The following is a 16293-nucleotide window of genomic DNA, read 5'->3' on the forward strand; positions in this document are numbered from 1 at the left end:
CGGGCGTTTTGCTGTTTGACAGAGATTCAGCCCCGAATGCGTTCGAAGCCTGGATCATAAGGCGACGGTGCGATGACCGTGGCCGCCACCAGATCGCCGCAGAGGTCGAGTTGCATCGCGCTGCCTTCGGTTGCCAGTGCCGGTTCCACAAAAGCATAGGCCAGGTTCATGCCCACCCGGTGGCCCCAATCGCCGGAGGTCACGGTGCCCGCGACCTTGCCGTCTTGCATCAGCGAGGCGCCGCCATGGGCCGGGGCGTGGGTAGCGTCGATCTGCAGCGTGACCAGCTTCTTGCGCGGCCCTTCGGCTTGACGCCTCAGCAAGGCCTCCTTGCCGATGAAACCGCCTTTGTCCATCTTCACGAAACGGTCCAACCCGGTTTCAAACGGGTCGAATTCGGTAATCAGGTCGGCTTTCCAGTGCAGGAACCCCTTTTCCATCCGCATCGACTCAACTGCGCGGGCACCAAACAGTTTCAGGCCGTGTGCCCCGCCCGCCTTCCGCAACGCCAGATAGGCGGCATAGAGCGAGGCGTTGGGGACGTGGATTTCATAGGCCAGCTCGCCCGAGAAGCTGACGCCCATGACCGTGGCAGGCGCAAAGCCGATGAAGCATTCACGTACCGACAGCCATGGGAAGGCGTCACGCGACCAGTCGCCCCGGGCGCAGGCTGAGAGCACGTCCCGCGCCCGGGGGCCGGCCAGGACCAGGATGGTCTGATCGTTGGTGAGAGAACGGATCTGCACGTCCTCGTCCTTTTGGATGTGCTGGGAGAGCCAGTCCATGTCATGATATTCGCTGGCCGCCGCCGAGCCGTACCAGACCCGCTCCGGACCGCGCTCGGACGCGGGGAGGTTGGCGATTGTAGCCTCGCCCTTGATCATGCCGTGGTGGTTCAACAGGTAGCCAAGCCCGACCCGGCCCGCGCGTTTCGTCACCGCGCCGCAGAACATCCGGTCAAGGTAGCTGTGGCGGTCGGCGCCGGTGATCTCGAACCGGTTGAAGCCGTTGACCTCGGCCAGGCCGGCGTTGTCCTGGATGTTCTTCACTTCAGCAGCCACAACGTCAAAGGCTTCGTCAAAGTTGAAGCTGAGCGAAGGATGGAAGTCAGGCGCAGGCTTGATGTAGTCGACCCGTTCCCAACCGTTCACCACGGTGAATTTGGCGCCTTCGGCTGCCAGCACCGGGGTCAGCGGGGTGGTTTTGGCCGGGCGGCCCGCCGGGCGGTGCTCATGCGGAAAGTGGAAGCGGAACTCGTTCTGGTAGTCTTCGATCGCCTTCAGCGCGGTCAGCTCGACATTGGTGTGGCCCGTAAAGCGGCGCGGATCAATGCACCAGGTGTCGTACTTCGCCTCGCCATGCACGATCTGCTGCGCCAAAAGCCAGCCGTGGCCGCCGCCTTCGCCCAGGCCCGCCCGCAGGCCGATAATGCAGAACGCGTTGCGCTTGCCCGGGATCGGGCCGACCAGCGGCGCGCCGTCGATGGTATAGGTGATCGGGCCGTTGACCACGGTGTGAATGCCGGTGTCCATCAAGGCGGGCATCCGGGCAAAGGCGCCTTCCAGAACATCCGTGACCCGATCCAGATCATCGGGGCAGAGCGCGTTCACAAAGTTCGGATCGATCCCGTCCATACCCCAGGTTTTGCAGTCCTGTTCGTAGAAACCTACCAGCAGGCCGTTCTTTTCCTGGCGGCAATAGTAATCGCTGATCGGGCAGCGCAGCAGCGGCATCCGGTGGTCTGCGTCCTTGATCGCGGGGATCTCCTCGGTCAGAAAATACTGGTGCTCCATCGAGGCGACGGGGTGGTGCACGCCCATCATGGCGCCGACCTCGTTCACCCGGTAGCCGCAGGCGTTCACCACGATGTCGCAATCGATATCCCCGTGTTCTGTATGCACGGTCCAGGTGTCGTCCTGGTGCTGGGTGAGGGCGGTTACCGGCGTGTTGCGGTAGACCTCGGCGCCGGCCTTGCGGGCGCGCCGCGCCAGCGCCTGGCACAGCTGGGCCGGGTCAATGTCGCCGTCTAGCGGATCCCACAACCCGCCGATCAGGTTATCTGTGGAGATCAGCGGATGGCGGCGGGCGCATTCCTCGGCGTCGATCACCTCGAACGCCACCTCCATACCGCGCGCCATGGAGGTAAAGTGGCGATAGCCCTGCATCTGTGCTTCGGTATTGGCCAGCCGGATGCCGCCGTCGCCGTGGTGGTAGTTGATCGGGTAGTCCGGGTCCTCAGCCAGTTCCTTGTACAGGTTGATCGAATGGGTCTTGAGGCCGACCATGGTCTGGTTCATGCCGAAGTTGGTGACCTGTGCCGCTGAATGCCAGGTGGTACCGCTGGTCAGCTCGTTGCGTTCGACAAGAACGACGTCGCTCCAGCCTTCCTGAGTGAGGTGGTAGAGGGTGGAGCAGCCAGCGATGCCGCCGCCGATCACCACAACCTTGGTGCGCGATTTCATGAAGAGACCTCCCGATGGATTTTGCATGACTAAGCGCCCAGTCAGGGCAGGCTGCAATGCACGGGAGTGTAATTCCCATAAATTCGAAAATTTGGTTGAATAAATTGTCAGTTATGCTGCTGTGATTGCCAGCCTGCGGCTGTGCCGGGAACATTGGGGCAAGATTTACCTCAGGAGGTCACAAGAATGGCAGAGCAGCGAGCCAAACGGGGCGGGCGCCAGGAGCGTTTGGCGCAGAGGGCGGCAAAGCCTGCCGTGGATCCCTGTCCGCCGGGCCAGATCGGCGGGGCCTATAAACCGCTGACCCCTGAGGAACTGGAACGGGTTTACTCCACTTCACTGGAATTGCTGGCCAAGCTTGGCATGGGGGAAGTTCCGCCCCGGCTGCACGCCGATCTGCTGGCGGCAGGGGCGCAGGACGATGGCTCCGGGCGGGTACTATTCCCGCCGCAACTGGTGGAGCAGGCGATTGATCAGGCGGCCAAAACCTTTGTCCTGCATGGGCGCGATGACAGCCGCTCAATCACTGTGGGCGGCAATGCGGTGCATTTCGGCACCGGCGGCGCGGCTGTGCAGACACTGGATATGGAAAGCGGGGTGTACCGGCCTTCGACGCTGACCGACCTGCATGACTTTACCAGGCTGCAGGATACCCTGGCCAATGTCACCTGGTTCACCCGCTGTTGCGTGGCAACAGATGTGCCGGATAATTACGACCTGGACGTGAACACGGTCTATGCGTTGCTGAAGAACACCACCAAACCGGTGGCAACGTCGTTCACACTGGCTGAGCATGTGGCACCGATTGTGGAGATGCTGGATATCGCAGCAGGCGGTCCGGGGGAGTTCTCCAAACGTCCCTTCGTCAAGGCGCATATCAGCCCGGTCATCTCTCCTATGCGGTATGGCGAGGATGCGGTGGACGTTGTCTATGAATGTATCAGGCACAACATTCCAATGTCCTGCATCACTGCGGCCCAGGCCGGGGCAACGGCACCCGCCACATTGGCGGGATTTCTGGCGCAATCACTGGCCGAGACCCTGGCCAGCCTGGTGATGGTCCATGCGATCCAGCCGGGTTTCCCGATGGTGTTCTCCAACTGGCCTTTGGTGATTGACCTGCGTACAGGCGCGTTTTCTGGCGGCAGCGGCGAGACGGCGGTGCTGAATGCGGCCTCGGCGCAGCTGTCGAACTGGCTGGGGCTGCCCTCTGGCGTGGCATGCTCTATGACCGACGCCAAGGCGATTGATGCGCAATACGGGGCTGAGAAGGGGCTGACTTCGCTGGCGGCAGCGCTGGCAGGGGGCAATCTGATCTATGAAAGCTCGGGCATGACGGCATCCCTTCTGGGGGTAAGTTTTGAAGGCTTCGTGCTGGATGACGAGATGCATTCCCACACCTACCGCGCCCTGCGCGGAATTGAGGTGAGCGAAGAAAACCTCGGGTTCGAGGCGATCTGCGCGGCGGTGCTGGGCGAGGGGCACTTCCTGGGCGGCCAGCATACTTTGGCGGCGATGGAGCGGGATTATTTCTATCCGGCGATTGCGGACCGGGACGAGCCGCGCACCTGGACGGAAAAGGGCGGATTGGATGCCTGGGCACAGGCGCGGGTGCGGGCGCAGAAAATATTGCAGACCCATCAGCCAGCGTATCTGACCGCAGAGCAGGACCGGGAGATCCGGGCGCGGTTCAAGATCTATTGAGATGCGGGGCAGTCAAGAGATCAGGGTGAAGCTGTCCGCAAGCCAGGGCGTGCTTTGCTGGAACGGCTTTATCGCGTGATCAGCAATCAGTGTGCGCATCCGGCTGTCGACCAGATCAAGAATCGAGCGCGAGCAATCCGGCGTCGAAACGATGGCCAATGTGCGCGAGAAGCTTTTGCCCGGAAAAGCGACCATTTGCAGTTTGGGCTGGAACAGCTTGGCGCGGGAAAACAGCAGCGGCGTGGTGATCGTCCAACCGGCACCCGCTGCCACCATGGCCATCAGTGTCTGATTGCTGGCGCATTCGAACCGGTGCGGCAGCGACAGGCCCATCCGCCGCAACTGGGTTTCGATCTGGCGGGAAATGATCTGGTTGCTGGCAAAGCGCAGGAAGGGCAGCGTGCTGCGGCCTTCGATAACCTCCTGCAGCATGGGTTCGTCTGATTTGGGCAGCACCGCAACAAAGGGATCGCGCAACAGCGGCCTGTCCTGCAGATCGCGCAATCGCTCAGACGGGGTGGTGGTGATGCCCAGATCCAGCTGCCGGTCACGCAGCATGGCCAGGATCGCATGGCTTGAATCGGTCTGATACATGAAATCGCAGCGCGGCATGCTGGTGGACAGGAATACGGCCAGTTCAGGGATGATGTCGCTGTCAAAATCCTCGATCGTGCCAAGCCGAAGATAGCTGGCCTCGGAAATGTTCCCGGCCGAAGCCTCCGCCTTGGCCTTGCGGATCGTGTGCAGCGCATCGCCGATGCTGCGCAGGAAAACCTGGCCTTTGGGTGTCAGGACCATGGGGCGGCGGCTGTGGTTGAACAGCTCCACACCCAGATGATCCTCAAGATTGCGCAGGTGGTGCGAAATTGTGCTGACTGACAGGCCGGTCTCGTCGGACACGTCCTGCAAAGACCCTTTGCGGGCGGTGATCTGAAACAGTTCCAGCCCTTTCAGGCTCAGATCTTTGCGGGCGGAGTGGCTGGGCATCGGATATGTCTCCCACAATTGCGCGGCTGCGTCATGAGGGGTTTTTTAGATTTTCGCCAATTCTTGCCAATAAGCTGGACACCATGGCCGGGCCGGATGCGGTTGGGCTGTTACGCAGGCAATCCGCTCCTTGCGCAGCTGCTTCCTGCGCCTGCGCGGAAAATGCCGCTGCCTTGTAAAGGGTTTATGAACATTGACGCCTCGCGCCGACGGGCGCACACTGCAGCCACAGCGATGGTTTTTCAGCCGATGCATTGTCGTGGAGGATATTTAACTGCACCGAAACTGGCGTTATGCAAAGCCGGATTGCGAAAACTCTGGCCTTATCAGTTTTGGAAACTGTCACTGTAGGCGGGGCGTATGACTCCGCAAGGTTTCACGGTTGAAACAATAAGAACAACAAACAACAGTCCAAAGGGAGATAACTGGATATGACAGCAAAGACTTCAATCAGCCGCCGCACGGTGCTGAAAAGCGCGGGTGCTGCTGCACTGGCGGCACCGCTTTACTCAAAAAGCGCGCTGGCGTCTTCCGGCGAAGTGAACATTCTGATGTGGTCGGACTATCTGCCGCCCGAATTCATCGCGGGTTTCGAGGCCAAGACCGGCATCAAGGTGAATTACACCGGTATCGGTTCCAACGAAGAAATCATCAACAAGATGAAGGCCACCAAGGGCCAGGGTTTCGACATCGTTTCGCCGACCAACAACCGCTCGCTGCAGTGGGGGCCGCTGGAACTGCTAAAGCCGTTCGACATGAACAAGGTCAACATTGACGCGGTGAACCCTGCGATGGCCAAGATCGGCACCGACGCCTGGAACTTTGGCGGTTCGGGCGTGCATTGGCTGCCGCATATCTGGGGCACCGAAGGCATTGCCTACCGTACCGACAAATGGCTGCCGGCCGGTGACGCGCCGTCTTATGGCGATGTCTGGTCGGAAGAAAATGCCGGCAAGACCATGGGCCGGGCGCATTCGATGATGCTGGGCGCGGGTCTTTACATGGAAGCCTCGGGCGAGATGGAGCCAGGCTCGATCTGGGCGGCTTACGACGACGAGGAAACCATGCGTAAGGTCTGGGGCCAGGTCACCGATTGGTGCGTGGCGCGCAAGAACCGGATCAAACTGATCTGGAACGATGCGGACACCCAAAAGAACGGCCTGTTGAACGAGGGCGTGGTGGTCGGCCAGACCTGGGACGGCCCGCCGCTGGCGCTTAAATCTGCTGGCGAACCTGTGCACTATCAGGCACCGGTCGAAGGCTCGATGGCTTGGGTCGACGGCATCTCGATGCCGGTTGGCGCCAAGAACGAAGAGCAGGTTTATGCCTTTGTCTCTTACGCTTACGAGCAGGAGCCGGCAGGCAAAGCAATCGACAGCCATGGCTACAACTCGCCGGTTCTGGGCGCCGACAGCCACTCGGGCGATGTCTACAAAAAGAACTTTGCCGAAGCCTATCCGGGCAACTCGCTGGCCAATCTGAACCCATGGCCTGCCGAGGCGCCGTGGTATGCGGACGTGCGGACCGAATTCGTCAACAAGTTCAAAAGCGCCTAAGCGAAGCGCCTGATCATGCGGGCCCCCGGGAGATCTATCCCGGGGGCCGGTTTCGTGCCGCTGGCTGCCAGCCGGGACGGCGCAATCAACAACAATACAAGGGAAGCAGGTCTTGCGGGGCCGGTGGAGCGCCACCGGAATGGGGATCTGCACCCTGGGGAGAAGCCAAATGAGTGCTGGGGTCGGCGTTGATCTCGAGAATCTTTGGATCCGGTTCGGTGACTTTGTCGCCGTGCGCGATGCCAATGTGAACATCAATGGAGGGGATTTTTTCTCCTTTCTGGGGCCCTCGGGCTGCGGCAAAACCACCATCCTGCGGGCGGTCTCAGGCTTTCTTGAGCCAAGCGACGGCCGGGTGCTGATTGGCGGCAATAACATGAAGGGGATCGGGCCGAACAAGCGCCCGACCGCGCTGATCTTTCAGAATTTGGCGCTGTTTCCGCTGATGAAGGTCTGGGAGAACATCACGTTTTCCATGGAGATCAAGGGCGCCTCGGCCAGGGAGCGGCGCAAGCGCGCGGATGAGCTTTTGGACATGATCGCGCTGCCGGGACAGGGCGACAAACTGCCCTCCGAACTGTCTGGCGGCCAGCGTCAGCGGGTGGCCATTGCGCGCGCCTTGTGCGCCGAACCCGATGTGCTGCTGCTTGATGAACCGCTGTCGGCGCTCGATCTGAAGCTACGCCAGCATATGCGCACCGAGCTGCGCGAGATTCAGCAGCGGGTCGGCATCACCTTTATCTACATCACCCACGATCAGGGCGAGGCGCTGACCATGTCCGACAATATCGCGGTGATGAAGGCGGGGGTGATTGACCAGATCGGTGATGGCAAAACCATCTACAACGATCCGGCCACCGCCTTTGCGGCGTCTTTCGTGGGCGAAAACAACGTCTTCCGCGGCAAGGTGAAGCGGGTGATGGGCGACGAGGCCTTGATCGCCACCAACCGGTCAGGCGATCTGGTGGCGCGGGTTTCCACCGCCAACCAGGGCCGCATGAAAGAAGGCGACGAGGCGATGATGTTCATCCGTCCCGAGGCCTTTGCGCTGGCATCCCAGGGCGCGGCGGGCGACCATTTCGTGACCGCACGTGTCAACCACGAGGAGTTCGAGGGCAATAGCTTCAACATCTTCATGGAAGGCGACGGCGGTAAGGAGCTGAAGGTCTCGATCCCCAACCTGGGTCAGTCCTTTGATGACCACACCGGCCAGAACATCACCCTGGAATACGAGACGAAAAACGCCGTCTGTGTTCCCGCCGGTGAGCTGGCCGCGGAATGAGGAGGCCCATGTCATGCCAAGCTTCCTGAGGGAGTTCTTCAAACGCAACGGTTTCGGCATGGGCAGTCTGATGCTGGGCCTGGTCCTGTTCTGGACCATCGGCCTGATTATTCTGCCGCAGCTGTCGATGCTCGACTTCTCATTCCGTCCCAACCTGCCGCCGCCAGAGATCGGCGGCCCCAAGGACGTCTATACGGTCGAAAACTACAAATATCTGGTGTTCGGACCGGAAGGCGGCAGCCAGAGCTACAACGCTGTCGACCTCAATGTCTTCTTCCGCACCCTGGTGGCAGCGGTCTGCGTCACCATCTTCAACCTGATCCTGTGCTACCCGATCGCCTATTATCTGGCCCAGACCAAGGGCAATCACATCCGCATCTTCGCGCTGATGCTGATCATCCCTTACTGGATCAACGAGATCCTGCGCGCCTTTGCACTGCGCATCATCTTCGGCGAGACCGGCGTGCTTAATAACATGCTGGTGGGGCTGGGGGTATTCGACACCCCGTTTGACTTTATCCGCAATGATATCGCGCTCTATGCCGGTTTGGGCTATGCCTACATCCTCTTGATGATCTTCCCGATCTACAACGTGATCGAAAGCCTGGACCGCAACCAGATCGAGGCGGCGCGGGATATGGGCGCCAGTTGGACCAAGATCCACCAGCGGGTGGTCATTCCCTACGCTAAACCGGGTATTTCCTCGGGCTGCACCATGGTGTTCATGCTGTCGGCAGGCGCGCTGGCGGCACCGCAGATCCTTGGCGGACCGTCTTCCTTGTGGTTCACCCAGCTGATCTATCAGCAGTTCAATGACAACTCCGACTGGCCGCAGGGCGCGGCTTACGCGGTGGTGCTGCTGGTCACCTGTATCCTGCTGGTGCTGGCCATCATGCGGCTGTTCAAGGTCAACATGGGGGATATCGGCAAATGAAGAACTTCTCCTTTATGCGCATAAGCCTCTGGGTCTATCTGGCGATCTTCTTTGCCTACCTGCTGGGGCCGCTGGTGATCATGTCGGCCACTGCCTTCAACTCGCCTTCGTTTCCGCGGATGACTCCCTGGGAGTGCCTGACTTTTGAATGGTTCTCGGCCCTGTTCCAGGACGAACGGATTTTGAACGGGATCTGGAACTCTGTCCTGGTGGGGGCGGGCACGATTGTGCTGTCGGTGTCGATGGGGCTGGCAGGGGCGCTGATGCTGACCCAGATCTGGCCTAAGCTGCGCGCGACCTATTACACCATCATCATCGCGCCGATCCTGATCCCCGGCGTGGTCATTGGTATCTCGACCCTGGTGTTCTGGGACCGGATCAACCGGATGCTGGGGCTGGGCGCGGACAGCTGGCTGTCGAACGGCCTGTTCCTGACCATCATCGGCCAGTCGACCTTCATCGCCAGCTACTGCATGCTGGTCTTGGTGGCGCGCCTGCAGCGCTACGACATTGCGCTGACCGAGGCGGCACTGGATCTGGGCGCCACCCATGCCCAGGCCTTCCGCAAGGTGCTGCTGCCGTTCATGCGGCCGGCCATCGCGTCGGCCGCGGTGCTGGCGTTCCTGGCCAGTTTTGAGAACTACAACACCACCACCTTCACCTTCGGCGAATACCCGACGCTGACCATCGAACTGGCGCAGAAGGTGCGTTATGGCATCACCCCGGCGATCTCGGCGCTGGCCTTTATCATCGTGGTGCTGACGGTGTTTGCAGCGCTGGCGAACGAGGCCGGCATCCGCCGCAAGGAACTGGTCGCAGCGGCCCGTAAGAAGGCGACGGTGGAGGAACTGGAAAACGGCAAGCTGCGGCTGCCCGGGTTCCTTAGTTCCAATGTTGCGGCGGTGGCGCTGGTTGTTGTGGCCTGTGCAACGGTGGCAGTGGTGGGGACCGCCACGGTCTACAGCCCGCAGCAGTGCATTGCCGACATTCAGGAGCAAAAGCGCCTGGAGACTGAAGAGCGCATCCAGGAGCTGCGCCGTCAGCGTGAACTGCGCCGCCAGCAGCAGCTGGAAGAGCAGGGCGGCGCCCCGGCCCAATCCGCACCCGCAAACGGCACCGGCAACAATTCCGGCTTTGGCGGGGTCTTTGCGCCCGGCAGCCTGTCGGGGGACGAAGAGGATGGCGCAGAGACCGAGCAGGAGCCGCAGGGCAACAGCTCCGGTTTCGGCAATGTCTTTGACCCCGGCGCCCTCTCAAATGACGGCGAGGACAGCGGATCAGGCAATTGAACCTGGCCCAAACAGACAAAAGGCGGCTTTAGGGCCGCCTTTTTACATGCATGATCCAGCTTGTTCTCAGGCGGCGGATCCTGCCGGGTGGCTGTCTGCGTAGTATTGTTTGCGGAAAGCCAGCGGGCTGGTTTTGTATTCCCGCTTGAACCATTCGGTGAGGTTGCTGCGCGAGCCAAAGCCGGTGGCGGCGACGATCTCGGCCAGCGGCAGGGTGGTGTGCAGCAACAGCTGACGGGCCTTCTCAATCCGCAGCCTGCGATAGGCAGCCAGCGGGCTGGTGCGGGTTTTTTGCTGAAAGCGGCGCTCCAGCTTGCGCGGAGAGACCCCGGCCTGCTGGGCAATGTCGCGGATCAGCAGCGGTTCTTCGAGGTTCTGCTGCATCAGGTCGAGGATCTTGACGATCAGCGCGTCGCCGCCGGCGGTCTGGCGCAGTTGCAGCGATATTCTGGATTGTTCCGATGCCGGGCCAAAAGCCAGGCCGAGATAGTCGCAGACCGCATCGGCAATGAACGGCCCGCGGTCGGCGCGCAGGAAACCGGCCAGCAGGCGCAGGGCGGCAAAGCTGCTGACGGCAGTGTTGATGCGGCCGGCGGCGGTAGTCAGCGTGCCGGCCGGGGCGCAGGTCAGCTGCTCTTCCTCTGCGGCGGCGGCGAAATTCGAATGCACCGCAGTCTCGAATGCCGCCTGCAGACCGGACTCGGCCAGCAGGAAGATGGCGCTGCCGGCAAACAGGCAGCGTTGCGCCTGGCGGCAGATCCGCTGCAGGCTGGCCTTTTCTCCGGAATTGAGCGGCCAGCGGCTGGAGATACCACCCAGGAAAATGACCGTCTGCGGTTTCCACCCCGCGGGCACGGCGCGCATTTGCGAGCTGAGGTTGCGCACGGCTGTTCGGTAGCCGCTGTCCGGAAAAAGATCATTGGCGGCGCGGAAAACTTCGCAAATCATCTGCGCCGCGGCAGGGGGTTCGGCCTGCGGCAGGATGATTTCGACGTCGTGGAAGCGGGCGAGTGCCGCGCTGTCAGCGGAGTGCTGGGAAGCTGGCACGGTCAGCGGTTCGAGACGGGACATCATTCTCTCCTCTGAGCGGGTCATGCGGGGGTGCCCTGCCGGGCGGTGCCGGCAGGGCGCGGAGCCTGAAAGGATCAGGCTTCGTTTTCTTCGTAGTCCGACATCGGCGGGCAGGTGCAGATCAGGTGGCGGTCGCCATAGGCGTTGTCCACCCGGTTCACAGCCGGCCAGTATTTGTCGACGCCAAGGTTGCCCGGAGGGAAGCAGGCCTGTTCGCGGCTGTAGGGACGGTCCCATTCGCCCACCAGGTCGCGCACCGTGTGCGGCGCGTGCTTCAGCGGGTTGTTTTCAGGATCGATCTTGCCGTCGATGATATCCTGCGCCTCCGAGCGGATCGACAGCATGGCGTCGCAGAAGCGGTCCAGCTCATCCTTGGGCTCGGATTCGGTGGGTTCCACCATCAGCGTACCCGCCACCGGCCAGGACATGGTCGGGGCGTGGAAGCCCGAATCGACCAGACGTTTGGCAACGTCGTCGACGGTGACGTTGCCGTCATCAGCCAATGGGCGGGTGTCCAGGATGCATTCATGCGCCACACGGCCCGTTTCCGAGGTGTAGAGGATCTTGTAGGCATCCTTGAGGCGCGCTGCGATGTAGTTGGCGTTCAGGATCGCAACCTTGGTCGCCTGGGTCAGGCCCGAACCGCCCATCAGCAGGCAGTAGGCCCAGCTGACCGGCAGGATCGAAGGCGAGCCGAACGGAGCCGCCGAAACCGGACCAACTGCGGTGCCGTATTCCGGGTGGCCCGGCAGGTGCTCGGTCAAATGCGCCTTGACGCCGATCGGACCCATGCCGGGGCCGCCGCCGCCGTGCGGAATGCAGAAGGTCTTGTGCAGGTTCAGGTGCGAAACGTCGCCGCCGATCTTGCCCGGCTGGGCCAAGCCCACCATGGCGTTCATGTTGGCGCCGTCGATATAGACCTGACCGCCATGATCATGGGTGATCTGGCAGACCTCCTGCACGGTTTCCTCGAACACACCGTGGGTCGACGGGTAGGTGATCATGCAAGCCGCAAGGTTGTCGCTGTGCTGCTCGGCCTTGGCACGGAAGTCGGCGACGTCGATGTTGCCGCTGTCGTCCGCTTTAACCGGGATCACCTTGTAGCCCACCATCTGCGCCGAAGCCGGGTTGGTGCCATGTGCGGAGGTCGGGATCAGGCAGATGTTGCGGTGCGCTTCGCCGCGCGACGCATGGTAGTTGCGGATGGTCAAAAGGCCCGCGTATTCGCCCTGCGCACCGGAGTTCGGCTGCTGGGAGATCGCATCATAGCCGGTGATCTGGCACAGTTTGTCGTTCAGATCGTCGATCATCTGGTGGTAGCCCTGCGCCTGATCTTCGGGGCAGAAGGGGTGCAGGTTGCCGAATTCCGGCCAAGTGACCGGGATCATTTCGATGGTGGCATTGAGCTTCATGGTGCAGGAGCCGAGCGGGATCATCGCACGGTCCAGCGCCAGGTCGCGGTCGGCCAGACGGCGCATGTAGCGGGTGATTTCTGCTTCGGCCCGGTTTTTGTGGAAGATCGGGTGGGTCAGATACTCGCTTTCACGCAGCGCATAGTCGGGCAGACGGTAGGCGCGGTTTGCGACGCTGTCGTCTTTCTTGTCGATGCCAAAGGCTGCCCAGACGGCTTCGATGGTCCCGGCGCGGGTCTGTTCGTCCAGCGAGATGCCGATGCGGTCTTCACCCACTTTGCGCAGGTTGACGCCGCGGGCAACGGCTGCTTCCATGACGGTTTTTTGCAGCGGGCCAACATCGACAGTGATGGTGTCGAAGAAGACTTCCGGCTCAACCTTGAAACCGTTCTCCTCCAGGCCGGCCGCCAGGCGCGAGGTCTTGCGGTGCACCGACTGAGCAATCGCCTTGATGCCGTCGGGGCCGTGGTAGACCGCATACATCGACGCGATAACAGCCAGCAGCGCCTGTGCGGTACAGACGTTCGAGTTGGCCTTTTCGCGGCGGATGTGCTGTTCGCGGGTTTGCAGCGCCAGGCGGTAGGCCTTGTTGCCGCGGGCATCGACGGACACACCGATGATGCGGCCGGGCATGGCGCGCTTCAGCTTGTCGGTGGTCGCCATATAGGCCGCGTGCGGGCCGCCGTAACCCATCGGAACGCCAAAACGCTGGGTCGAGCCGATGGCGATATCAGCACCCATTTCACCCGGCGATTTCAGCAGGGCCAGCGACAGGATGTCGGCGGCGACAACGGCGATGCCCTTGTGCGCGTGGATGGCTTCGATTTCCGATGTGAAGTCGCGCACATGGCCGTAGGTGCCGGGGTACTGGAAGATGGCGCCGAAGACCGCGCCCGGATCCAGATCGTCGGGATCCGCAACCACCACGTCGATGCCCAGAGGCTCGGCGCGGGTCTGGATCACGGCGACGGTCTGCGGGTGGCAGTTCTTGTCGACGAAGAAGGCGGCGTTGTTTGCCTTGGAGCGCGAACCGCGGTGCGCCATCGACATGGCTTCGGCGGCGGCGGTTGCTTCGTCCAGCAGCGAGGCGTTGGCGATGTCCAGGCCGGTCAGGTCGCTGACCATGGTCTGGAAGTTCAAGAGCGCCTCGAGACGGCCTTGGGAGATCTCCGGCTGATAGGGCGTATAGGCGGTGTACCAGGCCGGGTTTTCCAGGATGTTGCGCAGGATCGGCGCCGGGGTGGTGGTGCCGTAATAGCCCTGACCGATCAGCGTGGTCAGAACCTTGTTCTTGGATGCCACTTCTTTCATGTGGAAGAGGGCGTCGCGCTCGGTCATTGCCGGGCCCCAGTCCAGCGCCTCTTTCTGGCGGATGGCGGGCGGCACGGTGGCGTCGATCAGCTCGTCCAGGGTTTTGAAGCCGATCACCTGCAGCATGTCGGCCATCTCTTGCGGAGACGGGCCGATGTGGCGCCGGTTGGCAAAGTCATAGGCTTCGTAATCGGTAAGTTTGAAGGCCATTGCAGCGTTCCTTTGAAAGGGTCACGTCCGGCCGGAAGCACGGGAGCCTCCGGCGGGGATATTTTCAGCCAGAAGAAGGGGCGGATCCGCGCAAACGGCAGCGGATCCGCAGACAGGTTCAGCCGATCAGGGCCTTGTAGCCGTCCAGATCCATCAGATCGTCCAGCTGGGACGCGTCCGACAGCTTGATCTTGTAAATCCAGGCGTCGGCTTCCGGGCTTTCGTTCAGGGCGCCGGGGTTGTCGGCCAGGGTTTCGTTCACCTCGACCACTTCACCGTCCAGCGGTGCGTAGATTTCGGAGGCTGCTTTCACCGACTCGATCACGCCGATTTCGCCGCCTTTTTCGAACTCGTCGCCGGTTTCGCGCTGCTCGACAAAGACAACTTCGCCCAGCTGATCGGCGGCGTGCTGGGTGATGCCCAGGGTTGCCACATCGCCTTCAACGGTGATCCATTCATGGTCTTCGGAATAATAGGTGGCCATTTTGACTCTCCTGATGATGTCTTAGCGTTTGTAGTTCTGTGTGACGAAGGGCAGGGCGGTGATTTCAGCCGGCTGTGCCTTGCCGCGGATGATGAGGTTCACCTTGGTGCCTGCTGCGCTATGATCTGCCGCAACATAGCCCATGGCAACCGGGCCGCCGACGGTGGGGCCGAAGCTGCCCGAGGTGATGGCACCAAGAGTATCGCCGCCTTCGCTCTGGACTTCCACGCCTTGGCGGGCCGGTGCCCGGCCTTCGGGCTTGATGCCGACCAGCTTTTTGGCCGTGCCTTCGGCCAGTTCTTTCTGGATGCGGGCGGCACCGGGGAAGCCGCCTTCTTCGCGGCGGCGCTTTTGGATGGCCCAGTTCAGCGAGGCCTCGATCGGGGAGGTCGACTGGTCGATGTCGTTGCCATAGAGGCACAGACCGGCCTCAAGGCGCAGGCTGTCGCGGGCGCCAAGGCCTGCGGGTTCGCAGTCGTCATGGGCCAGGAACAGTTTGGACACACGGATTGCGTCCGCGTCCGGGATCGAAATCTCGTAGCCGTCCTCGCCGGTGTAGCCAAGGCGCGAGATGCGGCATTCTACACCGCCGATATCGGCCAGGACGGTTTCCATGAACTTCAGCTCACGGGCGGCAGGGCACAATTCGCCCACAACATCCTCGGCCTTGGGGCCTTGGACGGCAACCAGCGCGCGGTCGAAGATCTCGGTGACTTCGACGCCGTCCAGGTTGGCCTGCATATGCGGGATGTCCTGGTGGCGCAGCGCCGCGTTCACCACAACAAAGTAGTGGTCACCGGCGTTGGAGACGATCAGATCGTCCATGATGCCGCCGTCCTCGTTGGTGAAGAAGCCGTAGCGGGCCTTGCCTTCTTTCAGGGTGGCAAAGGCCTGCGGGCAGAGCGTTTCCAGCTTCTCGCCCACATTGTCGCCGCGCAGGATCACCTGACCCATGTGGGAGACGTCAAACAGAGCGGCTTTCTCGCGGCACTGCTTGTGCTCGCCCATGATGCCCATGGGATACTGCACCGGCATTTCCCAGCCGGCAAAATCGACGATCTTGCCGCCAAGCTCGACGTGCAGGTCATAAAGCGGGGTGCGTTTGGGTGCGTCGGTCATAGTCTTGAGCCTTTCAAACGGGGTCAGTCACGGACAACCATAACGGTGCAATGCGCGTTGCGCACGACACGTGCTAGGTTCGGGCCGATTTCATAGTTCGGGAAGTCGCCCTTGGCCGATGCCATGACAATCATGTCAAAGCCTTCTTTGTGGGCAAGCTTGAGAATTTCGCGGTAAACGCTGCCTTCTTCGATATGCACCGGCACATCGGAAGCGCTGGCGTTGTCCAGGATCGCCTGCACGGCCTTGCGCACATGATCCTTGGCGCCGGCGCCATAGTTGGCGGGCAGGTTGGGCAGTTGAATGATCTCGGGGATGACCGAAACAGCGTGCAGCTCCGCACCGTAGAACTTGGCCTGCTCCAAAGCAAGCGGAAGCGCCTTTTTCCAGGACCGGTCATCGTTGTGATCAAGTGTCAGCAGGATTTTCGTGGCCATCTGTCATCACCTCAGGTGGTAAAATGAGTGCAAGG

12 protein-coding genes are annotated in these 16293 nt (G+C 61.6%); 5 read left to right on the forward strand and 7 right to left on the reverse strand.

Annotated elements, in window-relative coordinates; translation table 11 throughout:
• Nucleotides 1-26: 26 nt before the first annotated feature.
• Nucleotides 27-2462, reverse strand: a complete 2436-nt coding sequence (locus tag L1069_RS08540) for an FAD-dependent oxidoreductase (protein ID WP_237455372.1) — start codon at nucleotides 2460-2462, stop codon at nucleotides 27-29.
• Nucleotides 2463-2648: 186 nt separating this feature from the next.
• Between L1069_RS08540 and L1069_RS08545 the strand changes: the two genes are divergently transcribed.
• Entirely contained in the window at nucleotides 2649-4166 is a 1518-nt protein-coding gene (locus tag L1069_RS08545; protein ID WP_237455373.1) for a trimethylamine methyltransferase family protein, read from the forward strand.
• Between the two features lie 12 nt (nucleotides 4167-4178).
• Here L1069_RS08545 and L1069_RS08550 read toward each other — a convergent pair whose 3' ends face one another.
• A complete protein-coding gene (locus L1069_RS08550) occupies nucleotides 4179-5153 on the reverse strand; it encodes a LysR family transcriptional regulator (protein ID WP_129371903.1) in 975 nt (324 codons plus the stop codon).
• Nucleotides 5154-5584: 431 nt separating this feature from the next.
• Between L1069_RS08550 and L1069_RS08555 the strand changes: the two genes are divergently transcribed.
• The 4 genes from L1069_RS08555 (at nucleotide 5585) to L1069_RS08570 (ending at nucleotide 10214) form a co-directional block, all read left to right on the forward strand.
• Entirely contained in the window at nucleotides 5585-6709 is a 1125-nt protein-coding gene (locus L1069_RS08555; RefSeq protein WP_129371902.1) for an extracellular solute-binding protein, read from the forward strand.
• A gap of 169 nt (nucleotides 6710-6878) precedes the next feature.
• Entirely contained in the window at nucleotides 6879-7991 is a 1113-nt protein-coding gene (locus tag L1069_RS08560) for an ABC transporter ATP-binding protein (RefSeq protein WP_237455374.1), read from the forward strand.
• A gap of 13 nt (nucleotides 7992-8004) precedes the next feature.
• Nucleotides 8005-8925: an ABC transporter permease gene (locus tag L1069_RS08565; RefSeq protein WP_129371900.1), complete on the forward strand. Its 921-nt coding sequence runs from the start codon at nucleotides 8005-8007 to the stop codon at nucleotides 8923-8925.
• On the forward strand, nucleotides 8922-10214 hold the full coding sequence (locus tag L1069_RS08570) for an ABC transporter permease (RefSeq protein ID WP_237455375.1): 1293 nt from the start codon (nucleotides 8922-8924) through the stop codon (nucleotides 10212-10214). Before L1069_RS08565 ends, L1069_RS08570 begins: the two co-directional genes overlap by 4 nt.
• A 66-nt stretch (nucleotides 10215-10280) precedes the next feature.
• On the opposite strand, the gene L1069_RS08575 is transcribed toward L1069_RS08570, so the two are convergent.
• From L1069_RS08575 to L1069_RS08595, 5 genes are all read right to left on the reverse strand, one after another.
• Complete coding sequence (locus L1069_RS08575; RefSeq protein ID WP_237455376.1) at nucleotides 10281-11285, reverse strand: helix-turn-helix domain-containing protein; 1005 nt, start codon at nucleotides 11283-11285, stop codon at nucleotides 10281-10283.
• 74 nt (nucleotides 11286-11359) lie between these two features.
• Complete coding sequence (gene gcvP, locus L1069_RS08580) at nucleotides 11360-14218, reverse strand: aminomethyl-transferring glycine dehydrogenase (protein WP_237455377.1); 2859 nt, start codon at nucleotides 14216-14218, stop codon at nucleotides 11360-11362.
• 118 nt (nucleotides 14219-14336) lie between these two features.
• Nucleotides 14337-14702 carry a glycine cleavage system protein GcvH gene (gene gcvH, locus L1069_RS08585; RefSeq protein ID WP_237455378.1) on the reverse strand — a complete coding sequence of 122 codons (366 nt, stop codon included), beginning with the start codon at nucleotides 14700-14702 and terminating at the stop codon, nucleotides 14337-14339.
• 21 nt (nucleotides 14703-14723) lie between these two features.
• Nucleotides 14724-15821, reverse strand: coding sequence for a glycine cleavage system aminomethyltransferase GcvT (gene gcvT, locus L1069_RS08590; RefSeq protein ID WP_129371896.1), 1098 nt, complete (start codon nucleotides 15819-15821; stop codon nucleotides 14724-14726).
• Nucleotides 15822-15844: 23 nt separating this feature from the next.
• Nucleotides 15845-16258: a universal stress protein gene (locus L1069_RS08595; protein WP_134830447.1), complete on the reverse strand. Its 414-nt coding sequence runs from the start codon at nucleotides 16256-16258 to the stop codon at nucleotides 15845-15847.
• Between the last annotated feature and the right edge of the window lie 35 nt (nucleotides 16259-16293).

It is taken from the genome of Leisingera sp. MMG026, assembly GCF_021654205.1.
Taxonomy (GTDB): Bacteria; Pseudomonadota; Alphaproteobacteria; order Rhodobacterales; family Rhodobacteraceae; genus Leisingera.